Origin of the sequence: Candidatus Photodesmus katoptron Akat1 (genome assembly GCF_000478685.1) — a bacterium.
In the GTDB taxonomy this organism is placed as follows: Bacteria; Pseudomonadota; Gammaproteobacteria; order Enterobacterales; family Vibrionaceae; genus Vibrio; species Vibrio anomalopis.
In genome coordinates this window covers 361190-383233 of sequence record NZ_AMSD01000002.1, presented here as the reverse complement: position 1 = coordinate 383233, position 22044 = coordinate 361190, and the positions used below count along the sequence as shown (strand labels likewise).

Annotated in this window: 16 protein-coding genes, 4 tRNA genes and 1 pseudogene; 15 read left to right on the top strand and 6 right to left on the bottom strand. The window is 33.2% G+C overall.

The genetic code is table 11. The features are described from left to right. Window positions 1–11: 11 nt before the first annotated feature. Entirely contained in the window at window positions 12–389 is a 378-nt protein-coding gene (locus tag O1U_RS04255; protein ID WP_016504156.1) for a S4 domain-containing protein, read from the top strand. Window positions 390–550: 161 nt separating this feature from the next. Here the strand turns inward: O1U_RS04255 and galU are convergent, their stop codons facing one another. Together galU and epmB are read right to left on the bottom strand one after the other, a co-directional pair. Continuing rightward, complete coding sequence (gene galU, locus O1U_RS04250; protein WP_016504155.1) at window positions 551–1381, bottom strand: UTP--glucose-1-phosphate uridylyltransferase GalU; 831 nt, start codon at window positions 1379–1381, stop codon at window positions 551–553. 282 nt (window positions 1382–1663) lie between these two features. Next, window positions 1664–2695: an EF-P beta-lysylation protein EpmB gene (gene epmB, locus O1U_RS04245; RefSeq protein WP_016504154.1), complete on the bottom strand. Its 1032-nt coding sequence runs from the start codon at window positions 2693–2695 to the stop codon at window positions 1664–1666. Window positions 2696–2726: 31 nt separating this feature from the next. On the opposite strand from epmB, the gene efp reads away from it, so the two are divergent. After that, the gene (gene efp / locus O1U_RS04240) at window positions 2727–3299 is read left to right on the top strand and encodes an elongation factor P (RefSeq protein WP_016504153.1); all 573 of its coding nucleotides are present in this window, start codon (window positions 2727–2729) and stop codon (window positions 3297–3299) included. Between the two features lie 78 nt (window positions 3300–3377). On the opposite strand, the gene tpiA is transcribed toward efp, so the two are convergent. Continuing rightward, on the bottom strand, window positions 3378–4145 hold the full coding sequence (gene tpiA, locus O1U_RS04235; protein ID WP_016504152.1) for a triose-phosphate isomerase: 768 nt from the start codon (window positions 4143–4145) through the stop codon (window positions 3378–3380). Window positions 4146–4240: 95 nt separating this feature from the next. Beyond that, window positions 4241–5177: pseudogene (gene coaA, locus O1U_RS04230) on the bottom strand (type I pantothenate kinase). A 175-nt stretch (window positions 5178–5352) separates the two neighbouring features. Here coaA and O1U_RS04225 point away from each other — a divergent pair. The 13 genes from O1U_RS04225 to rpoC all read left to right on the top strand — a co-directional run bounded on the left by O1U_RS04225 (window position 5353) and on the right by rpoC (window position 19037). Continuing rightward, a tRNA-Thr gene (locus O1U_RS04225) sits at window positions 5353–5428 on the top strand. Between the two features lie 53 nt (window positions 5429–5481). After that, a tRNA-Tyr gene (locus O1U_RS04220) sits at window positions 5482–5566 on the top strand. Window positions 5567–5632: 66 nt separating this feature from the next. Next, window positions 5633–5707, top strand: a tRNA-Gly gene (locus O1U_RS04215). A gap of 26 nt (window positions 5708–5733) precedes the next feature. Further along, window positions 5734–5809: transfer RNA gene (locus tag O1U_RS04210), tRNA-Thr, on the top strand. An 82-nt stretch (window positions 5810–5891) separates the two neighbouring features. After that, on the top strand, window positions 5892–7076 hold the full coding sequence (tuf, locus tag O1U_RS04205; protein ID WP_040356503.1) for an elongation factor Tu: 1185 nt from the start codon (window positions 5892–5894) through the stop codon (window positions 7074–7076). An 88-nt stretch (window positions 7077–7164) separates the two neighbouring features. Beyond that, on the top strand, window positions 7165–7545 hold the full coding sequence (secE, locus tag O1U_RS04200; protein ID WP_016504150.1) for a preprotein translocase subunit SecE: 381 nt from the start codon (window positions 7165–7167) through the stop codon (window positions 7543–7545). 13 nt (window positions 7546–7558) lie between these two features. Further along, window positions 7559–8110 (top strand): transcription termination/antitermination protein NusG, encoded by a 552-nt coding sequence (nusG, locus tag O1U_RS04195; protein ID WP_016504149.1) that lies wholly within the window; start codon window positions 7559–7561, stop codon window positions 8108–8110. Between the two features lie 113 nt (window positions 8111–8223). Further along, on the top strand, window positions 8224–8652 hold the full coding sequence (gene rplK, locus O1U_RS04190) for a 50S ribosomal protein L11 (protein WP_016504148.1): 429 nt from the start codon (window positions 8224–8226) through the stop codon (window positions 8650–8652). 4 nt (window positions 8653–8656) lie between these two features. Then, window positions 8657–9355, top strand: a complete 699-nt coding sequence (gene rplA, locus O1U_RS04185) for a 50S ribosomal protein L1 (RefSeq protein ID WP_016504147.1) — start codon at window positions 8657–8659, stop codon at window positions 9353–9355. A gap of 222 nt (window positions 9356–9577) precedes the next feature. Next, window positions 9578–10078, top strand: coding sequence for a 50S ribosomal protein L10 (rplJ, locus tag O1U_RS04180; protein WP_016504146.1), 501 nt, complete (start codon window positions 9578–9580; stop codon window positions 10076–10078). A gap of 70 nt (window positions 10079–10148) precedes the next feature. Then, window positions 10149–10511 (top strand): 50S ribosomal protein L7/L12, encoded by a 363-nt coding sequence (gene rplL, locus O1U_RS04175; protein WP_016504145.1) that lies wholly within the window; start codon window positions 10149–10151, stop codon window positions 10509–10511. Window positions 10512–10726: 215 nt separating this feature from the next. Next, a complete protein-coding gene (gene rpoB / locus O1U_RS04170) occupies window positions 10727–14755 on the top strand; it encodes a DNA-directed RNA polymerase subunit beta (RefSeq protein ID WP_016504144.1) in 4029 nt (1342 codons plus the stop codon). Window positions 14756–14837: 82 nt separating this feature from the next. Further along, the gene (gene rpoC / locus O1U_RS04165; RefSeq protein ID WP_016504143.1) at window positions 14838–19037 is read left to right on the top strand and encodes a DNA-directed RNA polymerase subunit beta'; all 4200 of its coding nucleotides are present in this window, start codon (window positions 14838–14840) and stop codon (window positions 19035–19037) included. Window positions 19038–19166: 129 nt separating this feature from the next. Here the strand turns inward: rpoC and glnA are convergent, their stop codons facing one another. Both glnA and kdsA read right to left on the bottom strand, forming a co-directional pair. Beyond that, window positions 19167–20573 (bottom strand): glutamate--ammonia ligase, encoded by a 1407-nt coding sequence (glnA, locus tag O1U_RS04160; RefSeq protein WP_016504142.1) that lies wholly within the window; start codon window positions 20571–20573, stop codon window positions 19167–19169. Between the two features lie 335 nt (window positions 20574–20908). Next, a complete protein-coding gene (kdsA, locus tag O1U_RS04155) occupies window positions 20909–21760 on the bottom strand; it encodes a 3-deoxy-8-phosphooctulonate synthase (RefSeq protein WP_016504141.1) in 852 nt (283 codons plus the stop codon). Between the last annotated feature and the right edge of the window lie 284 nt (window positions 21761–22044).

The following is a 22044-nucleotide window of genomic DNA, read 5'->3' as shown; positions in this document are numbered from 1 at the left end:
ATTTTTATCTAATGAATTCAGACTTAAATATAGTTAGGCTTGATAAATGGTTATGGTCTGCACGCTTTTATAAAACACGTTCCATAGCACGAAATATGGTAAATGGTGGTAAAGTTCAATATAATGGTAAAAGGACGAAACCTAGTAAACTTGTCAAAGTTGGTGATAAGATCACATTAAAACAAGGATATGAGAAAAAAACAATAGTTATATTAGCATTATCAAATCAGCGTAGAGGAGCAACTGAATCAAAAACTCTTTATTCTGAAACTAGAAAAAGTTTAGAAACAAGAGAATCTATTGCTTTTCAAAGAAAACTTTGTAAATTTGATAAGGGATTTAGACCAGATAAGAAGCAGAGACGTGATGCGATTAAATTAAAAAAATAAATCTAGCATAATAATAATAAACAGATTAAGTCACTAAGAAATTAGTAATAAATAGTTTTCGTAAGCTGTGCTAGATTGGTAATTGGGTTTTTGCTTAATTTCATTAAATTAAATTTCTAATATACACTGAATTATCCTGTTTCACTATGTAGTGATGCTAATTATTTATTTGCTAAATAAATATTTTTAAAGCAATAATTGGTAGCCTCAATATAGCCTTCTACATTACCGCAATCAAATCTTTCCCCTTTAAATTGATATGCTAAGACGCAGCCTGACTGTGCTTGATATAGAAGTGCATCAGTAATTTGAATTTCCCCTCCTTTCCCTGGTTTCGTTTTATTTATAATTGAAAAAATATCTGGAGTAAGAATATACCTACCAATAATAGCTAAGTTGCTTGATTCAGTAGATTTTTCTGGTTTTTCTAGCATACTATCCACTTGATAAAGACGGTTTTTGATATTTTTTCCAGAAATAATTCCATATTTATGAATTTCATTTTTAGGGACTTCTCGTACGGCAATAATTGAACAATGAAATTGTTTGTAAAGTTCAACCATTTGCGATAGAATCCCTTTTTCCTTGTTAATGCATAAATCATCAGCTAATAGAACAGCGAAAGGTTCATTACCAATGAGTGCTTGACCAGTCAAAATAGCATGACCTAATCCCTTGATTTCATGTTGCCGTATATAAGTAAAATTTGCCTCATTAATAATTTTTCGAATGTTAATAAGAAGTTCTTCTTTATTTGTTCCGTTAATTTGATGTTCTAATTCATAATTTTTGTCAAAGTGGTCCATAATAGAGTGCTTGCCACGCCCCATAACTATACACATACCATTCATTCCAGCTTGAATAGCTTCTTCAACTCCATATTCAATTAATGGTTTATTCACTACAGGCATCATTTCTTTCGGCATTGACTTAGTAGCAGGAAGAAAACGTGTTCCGTATCCAGCAACAGGGAATAGACATTTTTTAATCATATAAAGTAACCAATTCAATCATAGTAATACTACATTTTATTAAACATTAAATAGGAAGTAGAAATAGTCATACCAAATATTGTAGCAATAGAAAAGTAAAATAGAATAGATAAACAGTAGTGTTTTAAAATTTAATTGAATAAAAACTTATAAAACACAGGTTCTATTTCGAAAAAAAAACAGCATATATTTAAGTCTAGTTATATTTTTATATCAATGAAAACTGAAGAAGTAATATATATGCTGAAGAGTATAGATAATTGTATAAGCATGATATATGTATTATAAATCTAGTTGCAAATCGAGTGGTATTTTGCTCTTTTTTCCAGTCACTTCTCGGGTTAACTTAGGTACTAAGTAACCAGATACTTTCTCCATTAGTGCTGTTATAATTTTTTTTGCCTTTTTATCAGATACAAAGAAGTGTGCAGCACCTTGTACTTTATCTAAAACATGTAAGTAGTAAGGAATAATTCCTCCGTCAAATAGTTCTTCATTAAGATGGATTTGGTCATATACTGAGTCATTTACTCCTTTAAGGAGTACAGATTGATTAAGTAAAATAATGTTTTTTTTTCTAAGTTTGTTAAGTTTTGTTTTTAATTGAACATTAATTTCATTTGCATGATTGATATGTGTAACAATAATTATCTGTAAACGCGTTTTTGCTAGGTTATTACATAATTGAGTTGTTATTCTATCAGGTATTACAACAGGTAAGCGAGTATGGATTCGTAATCTTTTTATATGCTTGATTTTTTCTATTTCCTTTACTATCCATTTGATTTCTTCATCTTTAGCCATGAGAGGATCTCCTCCAGATAAGATTACTTCATTTAGTTCTGGGTGTTGTAGGAGATAATTAATTTTTTTTTCCCAGAAAAATTTGCTGTTATTAATGTTTTGGTATGGGAAATAACGTCTAAAACAATAACGACAATTTATAGCACACCCGCCTTTTACAATTATAAGTAGGCGATTATGGTACTTGTGTAATACTCCTGGAATATGAGTATTCTGTTCTTTTTCTTTAAGTGGGTCAATAGAATAATTGGGGACAATATCCAATTCTTCAATAATTGGTAACACTTGTCGAAGAAGAGGATCTTTATAATTTCCTTTTTCCATTCTATTAATAAAATTTTTTGGTACACGTTGAGCAAATATTTTTTTTGCTGCAAATCCTGATTTCCAGGATAGTGGATTTATTTGTAGTAATTCTAATAATTCTTTTGGATCTGAGATAGAGTTTGCCACTTGTTTTGTCCAATTTTTCTCAACAGAATCATGTTTTTGAGTTATTATGTAGGTCATGAGGTTTTGCTCAAAATGGTAAAATTAGCTTATGCTTATGATCAGCACCAATGAATTTAAATCTGGACTTAAAATTATACTTGATAATGAGCCCTATGTAATCATTGAAAATGAATATGTTAAGTCAGGTAAAGGTCAAGCATTTAATCGTTTAAAACTTCGTAAATTGCTTTCTGGAAGGATTATAGAAAAAACTTTTAAATCCGGGGATTCTGTGGAACTAGCTGATATAAAAGATGTTTCATTAAATTATCTATATAAAGATAAAGAGTTTTATTACTTTATAAATACTCAAACTTTTGAACAAATATCTGCGGATATACGATCTGTTGGTAAGAGTGCTAAATGGTTATTAGAGAATAATAAATGTATGTTAACTCTTTGGAATGGAAGTCCTATTGCTGTAATGCCAGAAAATTTTGTTGAACTTAGGGTTATTGATACAGTTCCTGGTTTAAAAGGAGATACTCAGGGTAATGGAGGAAAATTAGCAACTTTAGAGACCGGTGCTATTATTCGTGTCCCATTATTTATTGCTATTGGGGAAGTTATTAAAGTCGATACGAGAAAAGGAGAATATATTAGTCGTACTACGAAATCGTAGCATTCCATTCAAGAATGCTAATTTTATTTCATTTGGTTTTTTCTTTACTAATGGGATTAGCGTATAGAATTTAGTAAATTATGCAAATGTCATAGCTTTTATAATGGATACAAACAATTCTGGATTAAGGGATGCACCACCAATTAAAGCTCCATCAATATCTGGTTGAATAAAATAGGACGCAGCATTATCTAAATTAACAGAACCACCATATTGAATAATAATATTTTCTGCAATCAAAGAGCTTTTTTTCTTTATGTAAGAACGGATTGAAGAATGTACATTCTGTACATAATCAGGACTAGCTGCAACACCAGTACCAATAGCCCAAATAGGCTCATAAGCAATTATTGAATTATTTAAAGCTTCTATCCCTTGTGTATTAATAATGGAATTTATTTGATGAATACATATTGGAATAGTTTGACCAGATTTTTTTTGATCCATTGATTCACCAATACATAAAATTGGAATTAAACCATTGTTTTTTATAATTGAAAATTTTTCTGCAATAAATTTATTAGATTCTTTATGGTATCTTCTACGTTCAGAATGACCAAGAATAACATTAGAGACACCAAGATCTTTTAGCATTTCTGGAGATATTTCACCAGTAAATGCACCTTGGTTGTGTAGATCCGCATTCTGTGCACTTAAGCTGATAGGACTATCTAATTCAGTTAGTACGCGTTTTACTAAATCAATATAAAGTATAGGAGGAGCTATAGAAATATTAATATTTAGCTTATGATCCTTAAGCAGTACATGAAGTTTTTTTAGTAGCAAAGTAATGTTTTTTTTATTTCCATGAAGTTTCCAGTTTCCTATGATCACAGGGTAACGCATGAGAAATACCTCCTTATTCCTTTAAGTTAAATTACAGCTTTAAAAACTTATCATTATGATTTTTTATTAATTGAGAATATAGCAAATAAATGTACTTATATCATATCCCTACTATTTATAAGGACTTCTTCTACCTTATGATTACTTCCTTTCTTTAAAATGAGGGTTGCTTTTCTTTTAGCAGGAAGAATATTTTCTTCTAAATTAACTTTGTTAATAGTATTCCAAATACTCCTTGCTTTCTTAATCGTTGATTGTTTAGAAAGTTGTGTATATCGATTAAAATAAATAGCTGGATGAGAAAATGCATTTTTTCGAAATTTTAAAAAACGTTCAACATACCATTGTTCAATATGTTCAGTATTGGCATCTATATAGATTGAAAAGTCTAAAAAATCAGAAAGTAAGATTCTATTAGACTGATTAGAGTAAACCATACTATTTTGTAAAATGTTAACACCTTCGATAATTAGAATATCAGGTTGATTTATAATTTTAGTTTTATCAATAATATCATAATTAATATGTGAATATATTGGTATAACTATATTTTGTTTGCATTTTTTTACATCAGAAATAAATTGAATTAGGCTTTGTATATTATATGATTCAGGGAATCCTTTTTTTTAATAATCGAACGTTGTTTTAGTATTTTATTAGAATAAATAAAACTATCAGTAGTAACAAAATCAATTTTTTATTTTTATATAAGAAGGAAGATAGAAGCACTTTTAGCATACGTGCCATAGTACTTTTTCCAGATGCTACACTTCCTGTAATTCCAATAATAAAAGGGGAAGAGATACTATCCTTATTGAAAAAGTTTTGTGAAGAAAAATTTCTATTTTTATAGGTTACTATAGAAAGGTTTAAATAATGAGTTAAAGGAAGGTAGATCTCAACAAGTTCTTTTATTGTTAGATAATGATTTACCTTTTTAAGTTCTTTTACAATTATTTTAGATAATTTCACAGGTGAAAAATCATATAGTTTTGCCCATGCTTCGCGATTTAAAGATAAGAAAGATCTCATAATAGGAACTAAAAAACAGATAAATTACAGGAATTTTTTCACATATCGATATATATTAATATATTTTTCAATAGAAAATACATTGTTGAGATAAATAAAATATCATTTTTCCATTTTTTATAAAAATACTATTGACAAATATGAAATTGATTCAATAGAATCATATTCTGCTTACGCCGACTTAGCTCAGTAGGTAGAGCAACTGACTTGTAATCAGTAGGTCACCAGTTCGATTCCGGTAGTCGGCACCAGTACAGCTTTACTTTTTTTGAATTTGCTAGTTTAATCTAGGTTAGTAGATATTGGAGGGGTTCCCGAGTGGCTAAAGGGAGCAGACTGTAAATCTGCCGGCACTGCCTTCGATGGTTCGAATCCGTCCCCCTCCACCATTATTAATTGGTAGGAAATTGCTTATTCATACATATTTAGTTAGCTTTCTTAGCTTATGTCGTAGTGCGGGCATCGTATAATGGTTATTATCTCAGCCTTCCAAGCTGATGATACGGGTTCGATTCCCGTTGCCCGCTCCAGGTTTTAGTCATTTTAATCTTTGAGTGCTGATATAGCTCAGTAGGTAGAGCACATCCTTGGTAAGGATGAGGTCCTCAGTTCAATTCTGGGTATCAGCACCACTTTATAATTAGTTTCTTTTTATTATTTTTTCATTATCAAACCATCTAAATTATGAGTATTGAAATTTAAAGGCAAACTGTTATGTCTAAAGAAAAATTCGAACGTGTAAAACCGCATGTGAACGTTGGTACTATTGGCCATGTTGACCACGGTAAGACCACCTTAACTGCAGCTATTTGTACTACATTATCTAAAGTATACGGGGGTGCTGCAAGAGACTTTGCGTCTATTGATAATGCTCCAGAAGAGCGTGAGCGAGGTATTACTATCTCTACTTCTCATGTTGAGTATGATACTCCAACACGACATTATGCACATGTTGATTGTCCAGGACATGCAGATTATGTTAAAAACATGATTACTGGTGCGGCTCAAATGGATGGTGGTATTTTAGTAGTAGCAGCAACAGATGGGCCTATGCCACAAACCCGTGAACATATATTACTAGGACGTCAGGTTGGTATTCCTTACATCGTGGTATTTATGAATAAATGTGATATGGTTGATGATGAGGAATTACTTGAGTTAGTAGAAATGGAAGTTCGTGAACTTTTATCTGAATATGATTTTCCAGGTGATACTTTGCCAGTAATTCAAGGCTCTGCATTAGGTGCATTAAATGGTGAAGAGCAATGGACAGCAAAAGTTATTGAGCTTGCTGAAGCTTTAGACAATTATATACCAGAGCCTAAACGTGCAGTTGATATGCCATTTTTAATGCCTATTGAAGATGTATTTTCCATTCAAGGTCGTGGTACAGTAGTGACTGGCCGTATTGAGCGTGGGGCCTTAAAAGTTGGAGAGGAAGTTTCCATTATTGGGATAAAAGATACTATAACCACTACATGTACTGGTGTTGAAATGTTTCGTAAGTTATTAGATGAAGGTCGTGCTGGTGAAAATGTTGGTGTACTTCTTCGGGGTATAAAGCGTGATGAAGTTGAACGTGGTCAAGTATTAGCCAAGCCTAATTCAATGACTCCACATACCAGGTTTGAATCTGAAGTATACGTGTTGTCAAAAGATGAAGGTGGTAGACATACTCCATTTTTTAAAGGTTATCGACCGCAGTTTTATTTTCGTACAACTGATGTAACAGGCAATATTTCTTTACCAGAAGGTGTTGAAATGGTCATGCCAGGTGACAATATAAAAATGATTGTTGAGTTAATAGCTCCAATAGCTATGCATGAAGGATTACGATTCGCTATTCGTGAAGGTGGTCGCACAGTAGGTGCTGGTATTGTTGCTAAAATTTTTGAATAAGAAAGATATAATATCCCTTTCTAAGTTAGATAGAACATGATTTTTAAAATGTTTTCTAAAAAAATCTGAAGAAATAGAGATTGAGTTTATGAAATTAAATAAAATTAGAATTTCTGATGGCTCTCCTTTAGTCGATAGATTTAGGTGGATTATTAGCTGTTTAATACTAATTTTAGCTGTTATTGGCAATTATTTTTATTCTGAAATATCTATAGTCATCCGTACTGTAGTAATTATTTTTTTTATTATCATTGCTTTTTTTCTCGCTTTAAGAACAAATAAAGGTTTGGCAACAGTAGAATTTGTACGTGCATCTAGACAAGAAATTCGAAAGGTAATTTGGCCGACTAGGAAAGAAACTATGCAAATAACTTTGATTGTTTTTGCTGTGAGTGTTTTAATGGCTTTAATATTATGGGGTATTGATAGCATTATGGTTTATCTTATTAAATTGGCAACAGAAATCTGAGGGTTATAAGTTCATGAGTGAATGTTCTAATAAAAAATGTTGGTATGTAGTCCAAGCTTTCTCTGGTTTTGAATCTCGTGTTGCTAAATCATTACGTGAGCATGTCAAGATCCGGAATATGGAAGATTTATTTGGAGAAATATTAGTTCCTACTGAAGAAGTAGTAGAAATACGCTCTGGACAGCGTCGTAAAAGCGAACGAAAATTTTTTCCTGGTTATGTATTAGTTAAAATGTTAATGAATGATAAATCATGGCATTTAGTGCGTAGTGTTCCTCGTGTACTTGGTTTTATTGGTGGTACTTCAGATTCTCCATCACCTATTACTGATAAAGAAGCTGATGCTATTTTGAATCGTTTAGAAAAGGCAAGTGAATCTCCTAGACCTAAAACAATATTTGAGGTAGGTGAAGTCGTACGGGTTAATGATGGTCCGTTTTCTGATTTTAATGGTACTGTTGAGGATGTGGATTATGATAAAAGCCGTATAAAAGTATCTGTGTCAATATTTAGTCGGGCAACACCAGTTGAACTTGAATTTGGTCAAGTAGAAAAACTTGATTAAATTTTCACTATAAGTCTTGTTAGTTATATAGAGTATTGTTATAATTCTTCCTATTTTATTGTATCCTTCGAGTTTTCTTGATATTTAGCTGCATTGGTAGCGTAGGAAATATAATGGCTAAAAAAGTTAAAGCTTCTATAAAGCTGCAAGTTGCCGCTGGTATGGCAAATCCTAGTCCACCAGTTGGTCCTGCTCTTGGTCAACATGGTGTAAATATTATGGAGTTCTGTAAAGCATTTAATGAAAAAACTGAGTCTATAGAAAAAGGTCTTCCAACTCCAGTCGTTATTACAATCTATACTGATCGTTCTTTTACCTTTGTTACTAAAACTCCTCCTGCTTCAGTCCTTCTTAAAAAAATAGTTGGTGTAAGTTCTGGTTCATCGCGCCCTAATACAGAGAAGATAGGTACGATAACTGATGCTCAAGTTGAAGAAATTGCAAAAATAAAAGCAGTAGATATGACTGGCGTTAATATTGAATCAATGAAACGTTCTATTTTAGGTACTGCTCGTTCTATTGGTTTGATATTAAAGGAGTAAGCTTGTGAAGAAAGTATCTAGACGTATTAGTCTAATTAATAAATCAATTGATTTAGCTAAGGAATATGAAATAGATGAAGCTATTGCTCTTCTAAAAAGATTTGCTAGCGTTAAATTTATTGAATCTGTAGATGTTGCTATTAATCTTGCTATCGATTCAAAAAAGTCTGATCAGAATATACGTGCTGCAACTGTTTTACCTAATGGGATTGGTAAAGAAGTGCGTACTGTAGTATTTGCACAAGGTGAAAATGCTCTGTTAGCAAAACAAGCTGGTGCAGAAATTGTTGGTATGGAAAATATTGCAGAGCGTATAAAAAAAGGTGAATGTAATTTCGATGTAGTTATAGCTTCTCCTGATACAATGCACATTGTCAGTCCACTTGGCACTATTTTAGGACCTCGTGGTCTTATGCCAAATCCAAAGATGGGTACTATAACCAATGATATTACTAAAGCAGTACAAAATGCCAAAGCTGGTCAGATTCATTATCGTAATGATAAAAATGGAATAATTCATGCTACTATTGGCAAGGTCAGTTTTTCTACAATTCAGCTTAAAGAAAACTTAGAATGTTTTCTTTTCGATTTGAAAAAAGCCAAACCTTCTTCAGTAAAAGGCAATTTTTTTAAAAAAATAAGTGTTTCTACTACAATGGGAGCTGGTCTGTCTATTACCCAATCTAGTATAAGTAAAGTATGATTCTTTTTTGAAAGAACTAAATTTTATAAAGGTTAGTCTTCGTATTTTCAGTCTTCCAGCTAGCATTTTACATTTAAATATACTGTTTATTGTATTTGAATGCTAATTCAATTTGATGAAATATCTTATTACTTTTTTTGAAAAAAATGTACTTGGATAAGTTACTACTGTTCCGATCATGTTTAGCTAATTGTATAACTATAACCAGGAGTAAATCAAGACATGGCTCTAAATCTTAAAATGAAAGAAAAGATTGTCTCTGAAGTCAATAAGGCTGCTAGTAATGCACTTTCTGTAGTTGTAGTTGATTCTCGTGGAATTAAAGTGAGAGAAATGACTAATCTTCGTAAAAAAGCTAGAGAAAGTGGAGTACACATAAAAGTTGTGCGTAATACTCTGGCACGTCGTGCAGTATTAGGAACGAGTTATGAATGCTTAATTAGTACTTTTATTGGTCCTACCTTAATTGCATTTTCTAATGAACATCCAGGTTCAGCTGCACGACTTTTAAAAACATTTATTAAGGAAAATAAATCACTTAAAATCAAGTCTTCTGCTTTTGAAGGAGCCATAGCAAATTTTGATGTATTAGCTACTTTACCAACTTATAATGAAGCTATTCTACGGTTGATGCTATGTATGAAAGAAGCTTCATCTGGTAAGCTTGTTCGTACTATGGATGCTATTCGTAATAAAAAAGAAAAAGAGGGAGTGTCAACATAAGCTTTTAGCTGTTTTTTATCTGTTGACTGAAAATAAATTTACTGTTGATTAAATTATAAAGAGAGCTGTTATGTCTATTACCAACAAGCAAATCCTAGATGCAGTATCAGATATGTCTGTAATGCAAATTGTTGAATTAATTGAAGCAATGGAAAAAAAATTCCATGTTTCTGCTGCTACTGTAATTAATAATACTACTCCTGATGAAGAAATTGTTGAACAAACTGAATTTAGTGTCATATTAAATGCTCATGGTAGTAATAAAGTTGCTGTTATTAAGGCTGTACGAACTGCTGTAGGTTTAGGATTAAAAGAAGCTAAAGCTCTTGTTGATTCAGCTCCAACTTTATTAAAAGAAGGCATTGATAAATCTGAAGCTAAAGCTCTTAAAATTAAGTTAGAAGAAGTAGGAGCCTCTGTTGAGGTTAAGTAATTTTGTTACATTCGTTAACTTAATGGCTGATGATATCCTAATCATCAGCCATTTTATACTGTAGAATATAGGTATTTTCTTCTATTACTTTTTGATTGCCATGCTCAAAAAGCGCTAAAAATTATAGGTGTTATCATAAACACACCTATTAGTCGTTGCTCAAAATTCTGAAGATTGAGCAGTTTTGGTTACTTATAAGCGAACTGGGGACCCAAATGGTTTACTCTTATACCGAGAAAAAACGAATTCGAAAGGATTTTGGTACTCGTCCACAAGTGTTGGATATTCCCTATTTGTTATCGATTCAGCTTGACTCATTCGATAAATTCATCAAACAGGATTCTGAAGGACAATATGGTCTTGAAGCTGCGTTTCGTTCTGTATTTCCTATTCAAAGCTATAACGCTAACTCTGAGCTACAATATGTTAATTATCGTCTTGGTGAACCAGCTTTTGATGTTAAAGAATGTCAAGTACGCGGTGTTACTTATTCGAAACCACTACGTGTTAAGTTACGTCTTGTTATATTTGATAGAGATGCACTACCAGGTACTGTGAAAGACATTAAAGAACAAGAAGTGTATATGGGAGAAATTCCATTAATGACAAATAATGGTACATTTCTCATCAACGGCACAGAAAGAGTTGTTGTATCACAACTGCATAGAAGTCCAGGGGTCTTTTTTGATAGTGATAAAGGTAAAACACACTCATCTGGTAAAGTTCTATATAATGCTCGTATAATACCTTACCGAGGTTCATGGCTAGATTTTGAGTTTGACCCTAAAGACAATTTATATGTTCGAATTGATCGTCGACGGAAATTACCAGCCTCAATTATTCTTCGTGTACTAGGAAAATCGACTGAAGAAATATTAGATTTATTTTTCGAAAAAATATGTTTTGAAATAAAAGAAGAAGTCCTCCTCATGGAGCTAATTCCTGATCGTTTACGTGGTGAAACTGCATTATTTAATATTGAAGTTAATGGAAAGATATATATTGAAGCTGGTCGTCGTGTAACAGCACGTCATATTCGAGAACTTAAAAAACATTCTGTAAATAAAATTCATGTTCCTGTTGAATATATTTTGGGAAAAGTTTCATCTAAAGATTATATAAATAAAGTAACAGGTGAGATTATTCTGTCTGCGAACGAAGAGATTACTTTAGAACATTTAGAAAATTTTTCTCAATCTGGTGATAAAATTATAGAGGTCTTATTTACTAATGATTTAGATCATGGTCCTTTTATGTCTGAAACATTAAGAATTGATAATACTACAGATCGTATTTCAGCATTAGTAGAGATCTATCGAATGATGAGACCTGGTGAGCCACCAACAAAAGAAGCAGCGGAATCATTATTTGAAAGTTTATTTTTTTCTGAAGATCGTTACGATTTATCAACTGTTGGTCGGATGAAATTTAATAGCTCTATTAATCGTAAAGATGGTAATGAACAGGTAACTCTTGATGAAATTGATATAATTGAAGTTATGAAAAAGCTTATTAGAATTCGTAATGGAAATGGAGACGTTGATGATATTGATCACCTTGGTAATCGACGAATTCGTAGTGTTGGAGAAATGGCTGAGAATCAATTTAGAATAGGGCTTGTTCGTGTTGAACGTGCAGTAAAAGAGCGATTAAGTCTTGGAGATCTTGACTCAGTAATGCCTCAAGATTTAATTAATGCTAAACCTATATCAGCAGCTGTTAAAGAATTTTTTGGTTCTTCACAGCTATCGCAATTTATGGATCAAAATAATCCTTTATCAGAAGTTACGCATAAACGTCGAATTTCTGCTCTAGGTCCTGGTGGTCTTACCCGTGAGCGAGCTGGATTTGAGGTACGTGATGTTCATGTAACTCACTATGGCCGATTATGTCCTATTGAAACACCTGAAGGACCAAATATTGGTTTAATTAATTCATTATCTGCATTCGCGCGTTGTAATGAATATGGTTTTTTAGAAACTCCGTACCGTCGGGTTGTAGATGGTATAGTAACAGATGTAGTTGATTATTTATCTGCAATCCAAGAAGGTCAATTTATTATTGCGCAGGCAAATACTATTTTAACCAAAGAAAGTACATTTGCTGAGGAGCTGATTACAGCTCGTCAAAAAGGAGAATCAGGTTTGCATCCTCGGGAGCATATTAATTATATGGATGTAGCAACTAATCAAATAGTTTCTATAGCAGCATCTCTCATTCCATTTCTCGAGCACGATGATGCAAACCGAGCGTTGATGGGTGCTAATATGCAACGTCAAGCTGTACCTACTCTTAAATCTGATAAACCATTAGTAGGTACTGGTATAGAGAGAAATATTGCGGTTGATTCAGGTGTTACTGCAGTTGCAAAACGTGGTGGCATAATTCAATCTGTTGATGCTTCTCGTATTGTTGTAAAAGTTAATGAACATGAATTAATTCCTGGTGAAGCTGGAATTGATATTTATAATCTAACTAAGTATACCCGTTCTAACCAAAATACATGTATTAATCAAAGACCAACTGTCATGCCAGGTGAGCAAATATCTCTTGGCGATGTGCTTGCTGATGGACCTTCAACAGACCTAGGTGAGCTTGCTCTTGGTCAAAACATGCGTATCGCTTTTATGCCATGGAATGGCTATAATTTTGAAGATTCCATATTAGTATCTGAACGTGTAGTTCAAGAGGACCGTTTTACAACTATTCATATTCAAGAGTTATCTTGTGTAGCACGCGATACTAAGTTAGGTTCTGAAGAAATTACAGCTGATATTCCAAATGTAGCTGAATCAGCTTTATCTAGATTAGATGAATCAGGTATTGTCTATATTGGTGCTGAAGTGAAAAGCGGTGATATTTTAGTAGGTAAAGTTACACCTAAAGGGGAAACTCAACTGACCCCAGAAGAAAAATTATTGCGTGCTATTTTCGGAGAAAAAGCATCAGATGTAAAAGATACATCATTACGGGTACCTAATTCTGTTTCAGGGACAATTATTGATGTTCAGGTATTTACTAGAGATTGCATAGAAAAAGATAAACGTGCTTTAGATATTGAACAAATGCAGTTAAAAGAGGCTAAGAAAGATCTTACTGAAGAATTTCAGATTCTTGAAGGAGGATTGCTTACTCGTGTTCGTTCAGTTCTTTTATCTTTTGGTTATTCTGAAGCTAGTCTAAATAAAACTAATCGTTCTGATTGGTTAGAGTTGACTTTAAGTAATGATGAAGGACAATCGCAGCTTGAACAACTAGCTAAACAGTGGAATGAGCTTAAAATAGATTTTGATAGGAAATTTGCAACAAAGCGGAGAAAAATTACTCAAGGTGATGATCTTGCACCAGGTGTTCTTAAGATTGTAAAAGTTTATTTAGCAGTAAAACGTTGTATTCAGCCAGGTGATAAAATGGCTGGGCGTCATGGTAATAAAGGAGTTATTTCGAAGATCAATCCCGTGGAAGATATGCCTTATGATGAAACTGGTCGTCCTGTAGATATTGTTCTTAATCCATTAGGAGTACCTTCTCGTATGAATATTGGTCAGATCTTAGAAGTTCATTTAGGTTTAGCAGCAAAAGGAATTGGTGATAAGATCAATAAAATGCTTAAAGAGAAGCAAGATTTAGTAAAAATTCGTGGATTTTTACAAAAAGTTTATGATCTTGATGATACCCGTCAATCTGTCAATATAGATTCTTTATCAGATAATGAAGTTTATACGCTAGTCAATAATCTAAAAGAGGGATTACCGATTGCAACACCTGTTTTTGATGGAGCTTCAGAAAAATCTATTAAGGCTCTTCTTAAACTAGCTGAATTACCAGAATCCGGTCAATTAAAACTTTTTGATGGCCGTACTGGTGAGCAGTTTGAACGTTCTGTAACAGTTGGTTATATGTATATGTTGAAATTAAATCATCTTGTGGATGATAAAATGCATGCTCGTTCGACAGGTTCATACAGTTTAGTTACTCAACAACCTCTTGGTGGAAAAGCTCAATTTGGTGGTCAGCGTTTTGGTGAAATGGAAGTATGGGCATTAGAAGCTTATGGTGCTGCTTATACATTGCAAGAGATGTTAACAGTTAAATCTGATGATGTTAGTGGTCGAACAAAGATGTATAAAAATATTGTTGATGGTAATCATAGTATGGAAGCTGGTATGCCAGAATCTTTTAATGTTTTACTAAAAGAAATTCGTTCGTTGGGCATTAATATAGAGTTAGAAGATAAAAAGTAATCCTTTTAGGGTTATTTAGTAGAAGGACGATGCTTGCTAGTAATAAGGCAACCTCCTTTTTAATTCCTTGAAGGAGCTAAATGTGAAAGACTTATTAAACTTTCTAAAAGCACAACATAAAACTGAAGAGTTTGATGCAATAAAGATTGGTTTATCTTCTCCAGATATGATTCGTTCATGGTCTTTTGGTGAAGTTAAAAAACCTGAAACCATTAATTATCGTACATTTAAGCCTGAACGTGATGGTTTATTTTGTGCACGTATCTTTGGTCCAGTAAAAGATTATGAATGTTTATGTGGAAAATATAAGCGCTTGAAACACCGTGGCGTTATTTGTGAAAAATGTGGTGTAGAAGTTACACAGACTAAAGTTCGTCGTGATCGTATGGGTCATATTGAACTTGCTTCACCAGTCGCGCATATTTGGTTTTTAAAATCATTACCGTCTCGTATTGCTTTACTAATGGACATTCCACTACGTGATATTGAACGTGTTCTTTATTTTGAAATGTATGTTGTAACAGAACCAGGTATGACTGAACTTGAAAAATCACAAATGCTTACTGAAGAGGAATATTTAGATTGTTTAGAAGAGTGGGGAGATGAGTTCTCTGCTAAAATGGGAGCAGAAGCTATTCGGGATTTATTGGGTAGTATGGACTTGAATTCTGAAATAGATACAATGCGAGAAGAATTAAAGACAACTAACTCTGAAACTAAGCGTAAAAAAATTACAAAGCGTTTAAAATTAGTTGAAGCATTTGTGCAATCTGGGAATAATCCAGAATGGATGATTTTGACTGTTCTTCCAGTATTACCGCCAGATTTACGTCCACTTGTTCCTTTAGATGGAGGTCGGTTTGCTACTTCTGATCTAAATGATTTATATCGTCGTGTTATCAATCGCAATAACCGTTTAAAGCGTCTTTTAGAGCTTTCTGCTCCAGATATCATTGTTCGAAATGAAAAACGTATGTTACAAGAGTCTGTTGATGCACTTCTAGATAACGGTCGTCGTGGTCGTGCAATTACTGGTTCAAATAAACGTCCTTTAAAGTCTCTTGCTGATATGATAAAAGGCAAGCAGGGGCGTTTTCGGCAAAATCTTCTAGGCAAACGCGTAGATTACTCAGGTCGTTCAGTAATTACTGTCGGATCGTATCTTCGATTGCATCAGTGTGGTCTTCCAAAGAAGATGGCGTTAGAGTTATTTAAACCATTTATTTACAGTAAGCTAGAAATTCGTGGTATGGCTACAACAATCAAAGCAGCTAAAAAAATGGTAGAACGTGAAGAATCAATAGTTTGGGATATCTTAGATGAAGTAATTCGTGAACATCCAGTGTTATTAAATCGAGCACCTACTTTACATCGTTTAGGTATTCAAGCTTTTGAGCCAGTGTTAATTGAAGGGAAAGCAATTCAATTACATCCTTTGGTTTGTGCAGCCTATAATGCTGATTTTGATGGCGATCAAATGGCTGTTCATGTTCCTTTAACTTTAGAAGCACAACTTGAAGCTCGTACTTTAATGATGTCAACAAATAATATTCTATCCCCTGCATCAGGTGACCCTATTATTGTACCTTCTCAAGATGTTGTATTAGGTCTCTATTATATGACCCGAGAGAAGATCAATGCTAAAGGTGAAGGAATGTATTTAACTGGACCTGAAGAAGCTGAAAAAGCATACAGCACTAAATATGCTGAATTACATGCTAAAGTCAAGGTAAGAATCACTGAAACCATAATTGATAAACATGGAAAAAGTAGTAATAGAACTCAGCTAGAGGATACTACTATTGGTCGTGCTATGCTATGGCAGATTGTACCTAAAGGATTACCGTTTCGAATTGTCAATCAAAAATTAGGTAAAAAGCAAATCTCTAACTTGCTTAACGAAGCTTATCGTACACTTGGTTTAAAAGATACTGTTGTTTTTGCTGATAAAATAATGTATACAGGTTTTTCATATGCCGCACTTTCAGGTGTATCTGTTGGTATCGATGATATGGTTGTACCCGATGCTAAGTATCTTGAGATTTCTGATGCAGAAGAAGAAGTTCGTGAGATCCAAGAACAATTTCAATCAGGCCTTGTGACTGCTGGTGAACGTTATAATAAAGTAATTGATATTTGGGCATCTGCAAATGATCGGGTAGCAAAAGCTATGATGGATAATTTATCTTATGAAACTATCATTAATAGGGATGGTAAAAAGGAGAAGCAAGAATCTTTTAACAGTATCTACATGATGTCTGATTCAGGTGCTCGTGGTTCTGCAGCTCAGATTCGTCAACTTTCTGGTATGCGTGGTTTAATGGCTCGTCCAGATGGTTCAATTATTGAAACGCCAATCACTGCGAATTTTAAAGAAGGTTTAAGTGTATTGCAATATTTTATTTCAACGCATGGTGCTCGTAAAGGTCTTGCAGATACAGCTCTAAAAACAGCAAATTCAGGTTATTTAACTAGACGTTTAGTAGACGTAGCTCAAGATGTAGTTATTCATGAGTATGATTGTAGTACTCATGAAGGAATTGATATGATGCCACATATTGAAGGTGGTGATGTGAAAGTTGCTCTTTTTGAATTAGCTTTAGGTCGTGTTGTTGCTAAAGATGTTCTTAAGCCTGGTACTGAAGAAGTTTTAATTCCACGTAATACTTTGATTGATGAAAAGTGGTGTCAGATAATGGAAGAAAATTCAGTAGATAGCATGAAAGTACGATCAGTAGTTACTTGCGAAACAAATTTTGGTTGTTGTGCTCTATGTTATGGACGAGATTTAGCACGTGGTCATTTAGTTAATCAAGGGGAAGCAGTTGGTGTAATTGCTGCTCAATCTATTGGTGAACCAGGAACACAGCTTACCATGCGCACATTCCATATTGGTGGTGCAGCTTCTACTGCTGCTGTAGAAAATAATATTCAAGCAAAAACAACTGGTACGATCAAACTGCACAATGCTAAGTTTGTTCGTAATAAAGATGAAAAGCTTATCATTATTTCTCGCGCATCTGAAATGACAGTTATTGATGAATTTGGTCGCACTAAAGAGAAGCATAGACTTCCTTATGGTTCTGTTCTAAGTAAATTTAATAATGATACCGTCAATGCTGGCGAAATAATAGCAAATTGGGAAGCACATACTATACCTATTATTACTGAAGTTGCTGGTCGTGTTAAATTTGTTGATATGATTGATGGTGTTACAGTATCACGTCAAACAGATGATTTAACTGGTTTGTCTTCAAGTGAAGTTACTGACCCAGCTGCTCGTCCAGCCATAGGTAAAGATATGCGTCCAGCTATTAAATTGGTAGATAAACAGGGTGATGATATTATGATTCCTGGTACTGAAATGCCAGCTCATTACTTTTTACCAGGTAAAGCAATTGTAAATATAGAAGATAATACTGAAGTTAGCATAGGTGATACTTTATCTCGTATTCCTCAAAAATCTGGTGTTAACAAGGATATAACTGGTGGTCTTCCTCGTGTAGCTGATTTGTTTGAAGCTCGAAAACCTAAAGAACCTGCAATTTTAGCTGAATATACAGGTACAGTTTCATTTGGTAAGGAAACTAAAGGAAAACGTCGTCTTATTATTACTCGTGATTGTGGAGAAATTTATGAAGAAATGATTCCTAAGCATCGTCAACTAAATGTGTTTGAAGGTGAAAAAGTAGAAAAAGGAGATATCATTGCAGATGGTCCAGAAACATCACATGATATTTTGCGTTTGCGTGGTGTTCATGCTGTAACACAATATATAACAAATGAAGTACAAGAAGTTTATCGACTTCAAGGCGTTAAAATTAATGATAAACACATTGAGACTATTGTTCGTCAAATGTTGCGTAAATGTACAATTATAAATGCTGGTGATTCAGAATTTCTTCCAGGTGAACAAGTGGAATATTCGCAAGTTAAAATTGCTAACCGGGAATTAGAAGCTCAAGGTAAAAAACTTGTTTCTTTTCATCGTGAATTATTAGGTATAACTAAAGCTTCTTTAGCAACTGAATCATTTATTTCAGCAGCATCTTTTCAAGAAACTACTCGTGTTTTAACAGAAGCAGCAGTTTCTGGTAAGTGTGATGACCTTCGTGGACTAAAGGAAAATGTGATCGTAGGTCGTCTTATTCCAGCTGGTACAGGATTCTCTTACCATCAGGAACGTCAAGCTAAACGTGATTATAAGAAAGAAAGTCCATCTGTTGAGCAAGCTACAGATAATTTAGCTGCTCTTTTAAACGCGGGTTTTGCTTCAGATTAGTTCATAGAAAATAATTAGAACACTCTCATAAAGAAGAGAATACTCATTAAAGTGAGAGTGTTTTTGCTACTAAAAGTAAGCTATATCCATAGTTATTTTAGTTAGGCTTTATTTATAATAGCCTCTGCTTTACACAGAATAATATAAATCAAATTCTACTGGGTGTACAGCCATATTTACTTTGCTAACATCTTGAGAATGAAGGTCTATATAGTGATTAATAAAATCATTTGAAAAAACACCGCCTGATATTAAAAAATCACGATCAGAATTAAGCTCTTTCAAAGCTTGTTGCAAAGATTCTGAAACTTTTGGAATTTTTTCGATTGTTTCACTTGGTAGGTCATATAAATCTTTATCCATAGCCTCTCCTGGGTCTATTTTGTTCTTTATTCCATCTAAACCAGCCATTAGCATTGCTGAGTAACAAAGATATGGATTCGCTGATGGATCTCCAAAACGTAGTTCAATACGACGTGATTTAGGATTAGCTATTGGTATACGAATAGATGCTGATCGGTTACGAGCTGAATATGCTAACATAACTGGTGCTTCAAAACCTGGTACAAGGCGTTTATATGAATTAGTAGATGGATTTGAAAACGCATTTATAGCACGAGCATGCTTCATAATACCACCAATATAATAAAGAGCTAAGTTTGAAAGACCTCCATATCTATCCCCAGAAAAAAGGTTGATACCATCTTTTGATAGAGATTGGTGAACATGCATACCACTACCGTTATCACCAGCTATTGGTTTTGGCATAAATGTTGCCGTTTTACCGAATGCATGAGCGACGTTGTGTACAACATATTTATAAATTTGTGTTTCATCAGCTTTTGCTGTTAGTGTATTAAAACGAGTTACAATCTCGTTTTGCCCAGCAGTTGCTACTTCATGGTGATGAGCTTCAACAACTAAACCCATTTCTTCCATAATAAGAGACATTGTAGATCTGATATCTTGTGATGAATCTATAGGAGCAACAGGAAAATATCCTCCTTTAACACGAGGACGATGACCTTTATTTCCTCCTTCAACTTCAGAACCTGTATTCCATACAGCCTCTACATCATCAATTTTGAAAAAAGAACCTGAAATATCTGTAGAAAATTTTACATCGTCAAATAAGAAAAATTCTGGTTCTGGACCAATTAAAATTTTGTCAGCAATGCCAGTAGAACAAAGATATGCTTCTGCGCGTTTTGCAATTGAACGAGGATCGAGGTCATAACCTTGCATTGTTGTAGGTTCAAGAATATCACAACGCACATTTAAGGTTGATTCTTTTGTAAAAGGATCTAGAACAGCACTAGATGCATCTGGCATCATAATCATATCTGATTCGTTAATGCTTTTCCAACCAGATACTGAAGAACCATCAAACATTTTCCCTTCTTCAAAAAAAATCAGATTGACTTGATGAGAAGGAACAGAGATATGCTGTTCTTTACCCTTAGTATCAGTAAATCGTAAGTCAACAAACTTAACTTTGTTTTCTTTGAGCAGTTGTAGAACATTTTTTACTGACATCTTGCATAACCTCCAGAGTATGTAAGGTAGAAAAAGATTAAGTATATATAAATCTAGAAAATTATATATTAGCTAACAATTAATGCATAAATTGCAACATATACAACTTTCTTTCTATGTAAAGTAGAATTTATTTTAGAGTAATCTGAAATTGATTATTATAATTATTTCTTGTTAGGTTATTTTTAAAAAATATACTGCTCTTCTAGAGTAAAGATAGAAAAATTAATCTATTATAGCAACTTTCTAGATTAATGCTTCAGCTAATAAAATTGAATACACATTTGACAATTAATTTTAAATGATATCGATATGATTGATGGACCTAGTTCCTATTAATTAATTGTAATTGTAGGAAAGCTTTTGATCAAAATATCTATGGCTTTCATTTGTAATAAAAATGGTTCTAATTTTTCTAAAGGAAGTGCTGAAGGACCATCACAAAGTGCTTGTTCAGGAATAGGATGGGTTTCTATAAATAGACCTGCAATACCTGTAGCTAAACCCGCTCTTGCTAGTTCAATAACTTGTTTTCGACGACCTCCAGATACAATATCAGAACAATTACGAATTTGTAGTGAATGAGTTACATCAAAAATAACAGGTTTATATTTGGATTCTTTCTTCATTATATCAAAACCTAACATATCTACAATTAGATTATCATAACCCATGCAAGAACCACGCTCACAGAGAATTATATTATCATTTCCAAATTCACTAAATTTATCAACGATATTTTTTATTTGATTATGGCTTATATACTGAGGTTTTTTAATGTTTATAACTGATCCTGTTTGTGCCATTGCTTTTACTAAATCAGTCTGACGAGCTAGAAAGGCAGGCAATTGAATCACGTCAACAATCTCGGATACTGGTTTTGCTTGAGATTCTGTATGTATATCAGTAATAATTTTTACATCAAAATTTGTTTTTAGTTCCTGAAAAATTCGCATTCCTTTTTCTAAACCAGGACCACGGAAAGAATATATGGAACTACGATTTGCTTTATCAAAAGAAGCTTTAAATATGAAAGGAATACCAATTTTTTCTGTCACTTTTAAGCAATGTTCACATACTCTCATAGCTAAATCACGAGACTCTAATACATTGATTCCAGCGAATAAAGTAAATGGCATATCATTAGCAATTGAAATATTGCCAACCTTGACTACTTTTTGTTTCATCATTCCCTTATTTTAAATTAATTATCGTAATAGAAAATCGGAATAAGTTCAAATATTCTTCTTAAATTAAGATTATTTTATCACGTTACTTTAAAATATACTGAAATCGATATATTTATCAATTAAATGGATATTCTTTCTAACACAATGCAGTTTATATTTTCTTCTATACATTCTTTATTAAATTCAAGATGTTTGATTAACATTATTTATGATGTACGATCATTGGATCGTTATACTTTTCTATTGCTTTACTTATTGGCTCAATTATATTTCACATTAAT

Excerpts from the sequence above, each read along its gene's own strand:
- O1U_RS04255 (WP_016504156.1), top strand. The coding sequence starts at position 12 with ATGAATTCAGACTTAAATATAGTTAGGCTTGATAAATGGTTATGGTCT.
- galU (WP_016504155.1), bottom strand. The coding sequence starts at position 1,381 with ATGATTAAAAAATGTCTATTCCCTGTTGCTGGATACGGAACACGTTTT.
- epmB (WP_016504154.1), bottom strand. The coding sequence starts at position 2,695 with ATGACCTACATAATAACTCAAAAACATGATTCTGTTGAGAAAAATTGG.
- efp (WP_016504153.1), top strand. The coding sequence starts at position 2,727 with ATGCTTATGATCAGCACCAATGAATTTAAATCTGGACTTAAAATTATA.
- tpiA (WP_016504152.1), bottom strand. The coding sequence starts at position 4,145 with ATGCGTTACCCTGTGATCATAGGAAACTGGAAACTTCATGGAAATAAA.
- tuf (WP_040356503.1), top strand. The coding sequence starts at position 5,892 with ATGTCTAAAGAAAAATTCGAACGTGTAAAACCGCATGTGAACGTTGGT.
- secE (WP_016504150.1), top strand. The coding sequence starts at position 7,165 with ATGAAATTAAATAAAATTAGAATTTCTGATGGCTCTCCTTTAGTCGAT.
- nusG (WP_016504149.1), top strand. The coding sequence starts at position 7,559 with ATGAGTGAATGTTCTAATAAAAAATGTTGGTATGTAGTCCAAGCTTTC.
- rplK (WP_016504148.1), top strand. The coding sequence starts at position 8,224 with ATGGCTAAAAAAGTTAAAGCTTCTATAAAGCTGCAAGTTGCCGCTGGT.
- rplJ (WP_016504146.1), top strand. The coding sequence starts at position 9,578 with ATGGCTCTAAATCTTAAAATGAAAGAAAAGATTGTCTCTGAAGTCAAT.
- rplL (WP_016504145.1), top strand. The coding sequence starts at position 10,149 with ATGTCTATTACCAACAAGCAAATCCTAGATGCAGTATCAGATATGTCT.
- rpoB (WP_016504144.1), top strand. The coding sequence starts at position 10,727 with ATGGTTTACTCTTATACCGAGAAAAAACGAATTCGAAAGGATTTTGGT.
- glnA (WP_016504142.1), bottom strand. The coding sequence starts at position 20,573 with ATGTCAGTAAAAAATGTTCTACAACTGCTCAAAGAAAACAAAGTTAAG.
- kdsA (WP_016504141.1), bottom strand. The coding sequence starts at position 21,760 with ATGAAACAAAAAGTAGTCAAGGTTGGCAATATTTCAATTGCTAATGAT.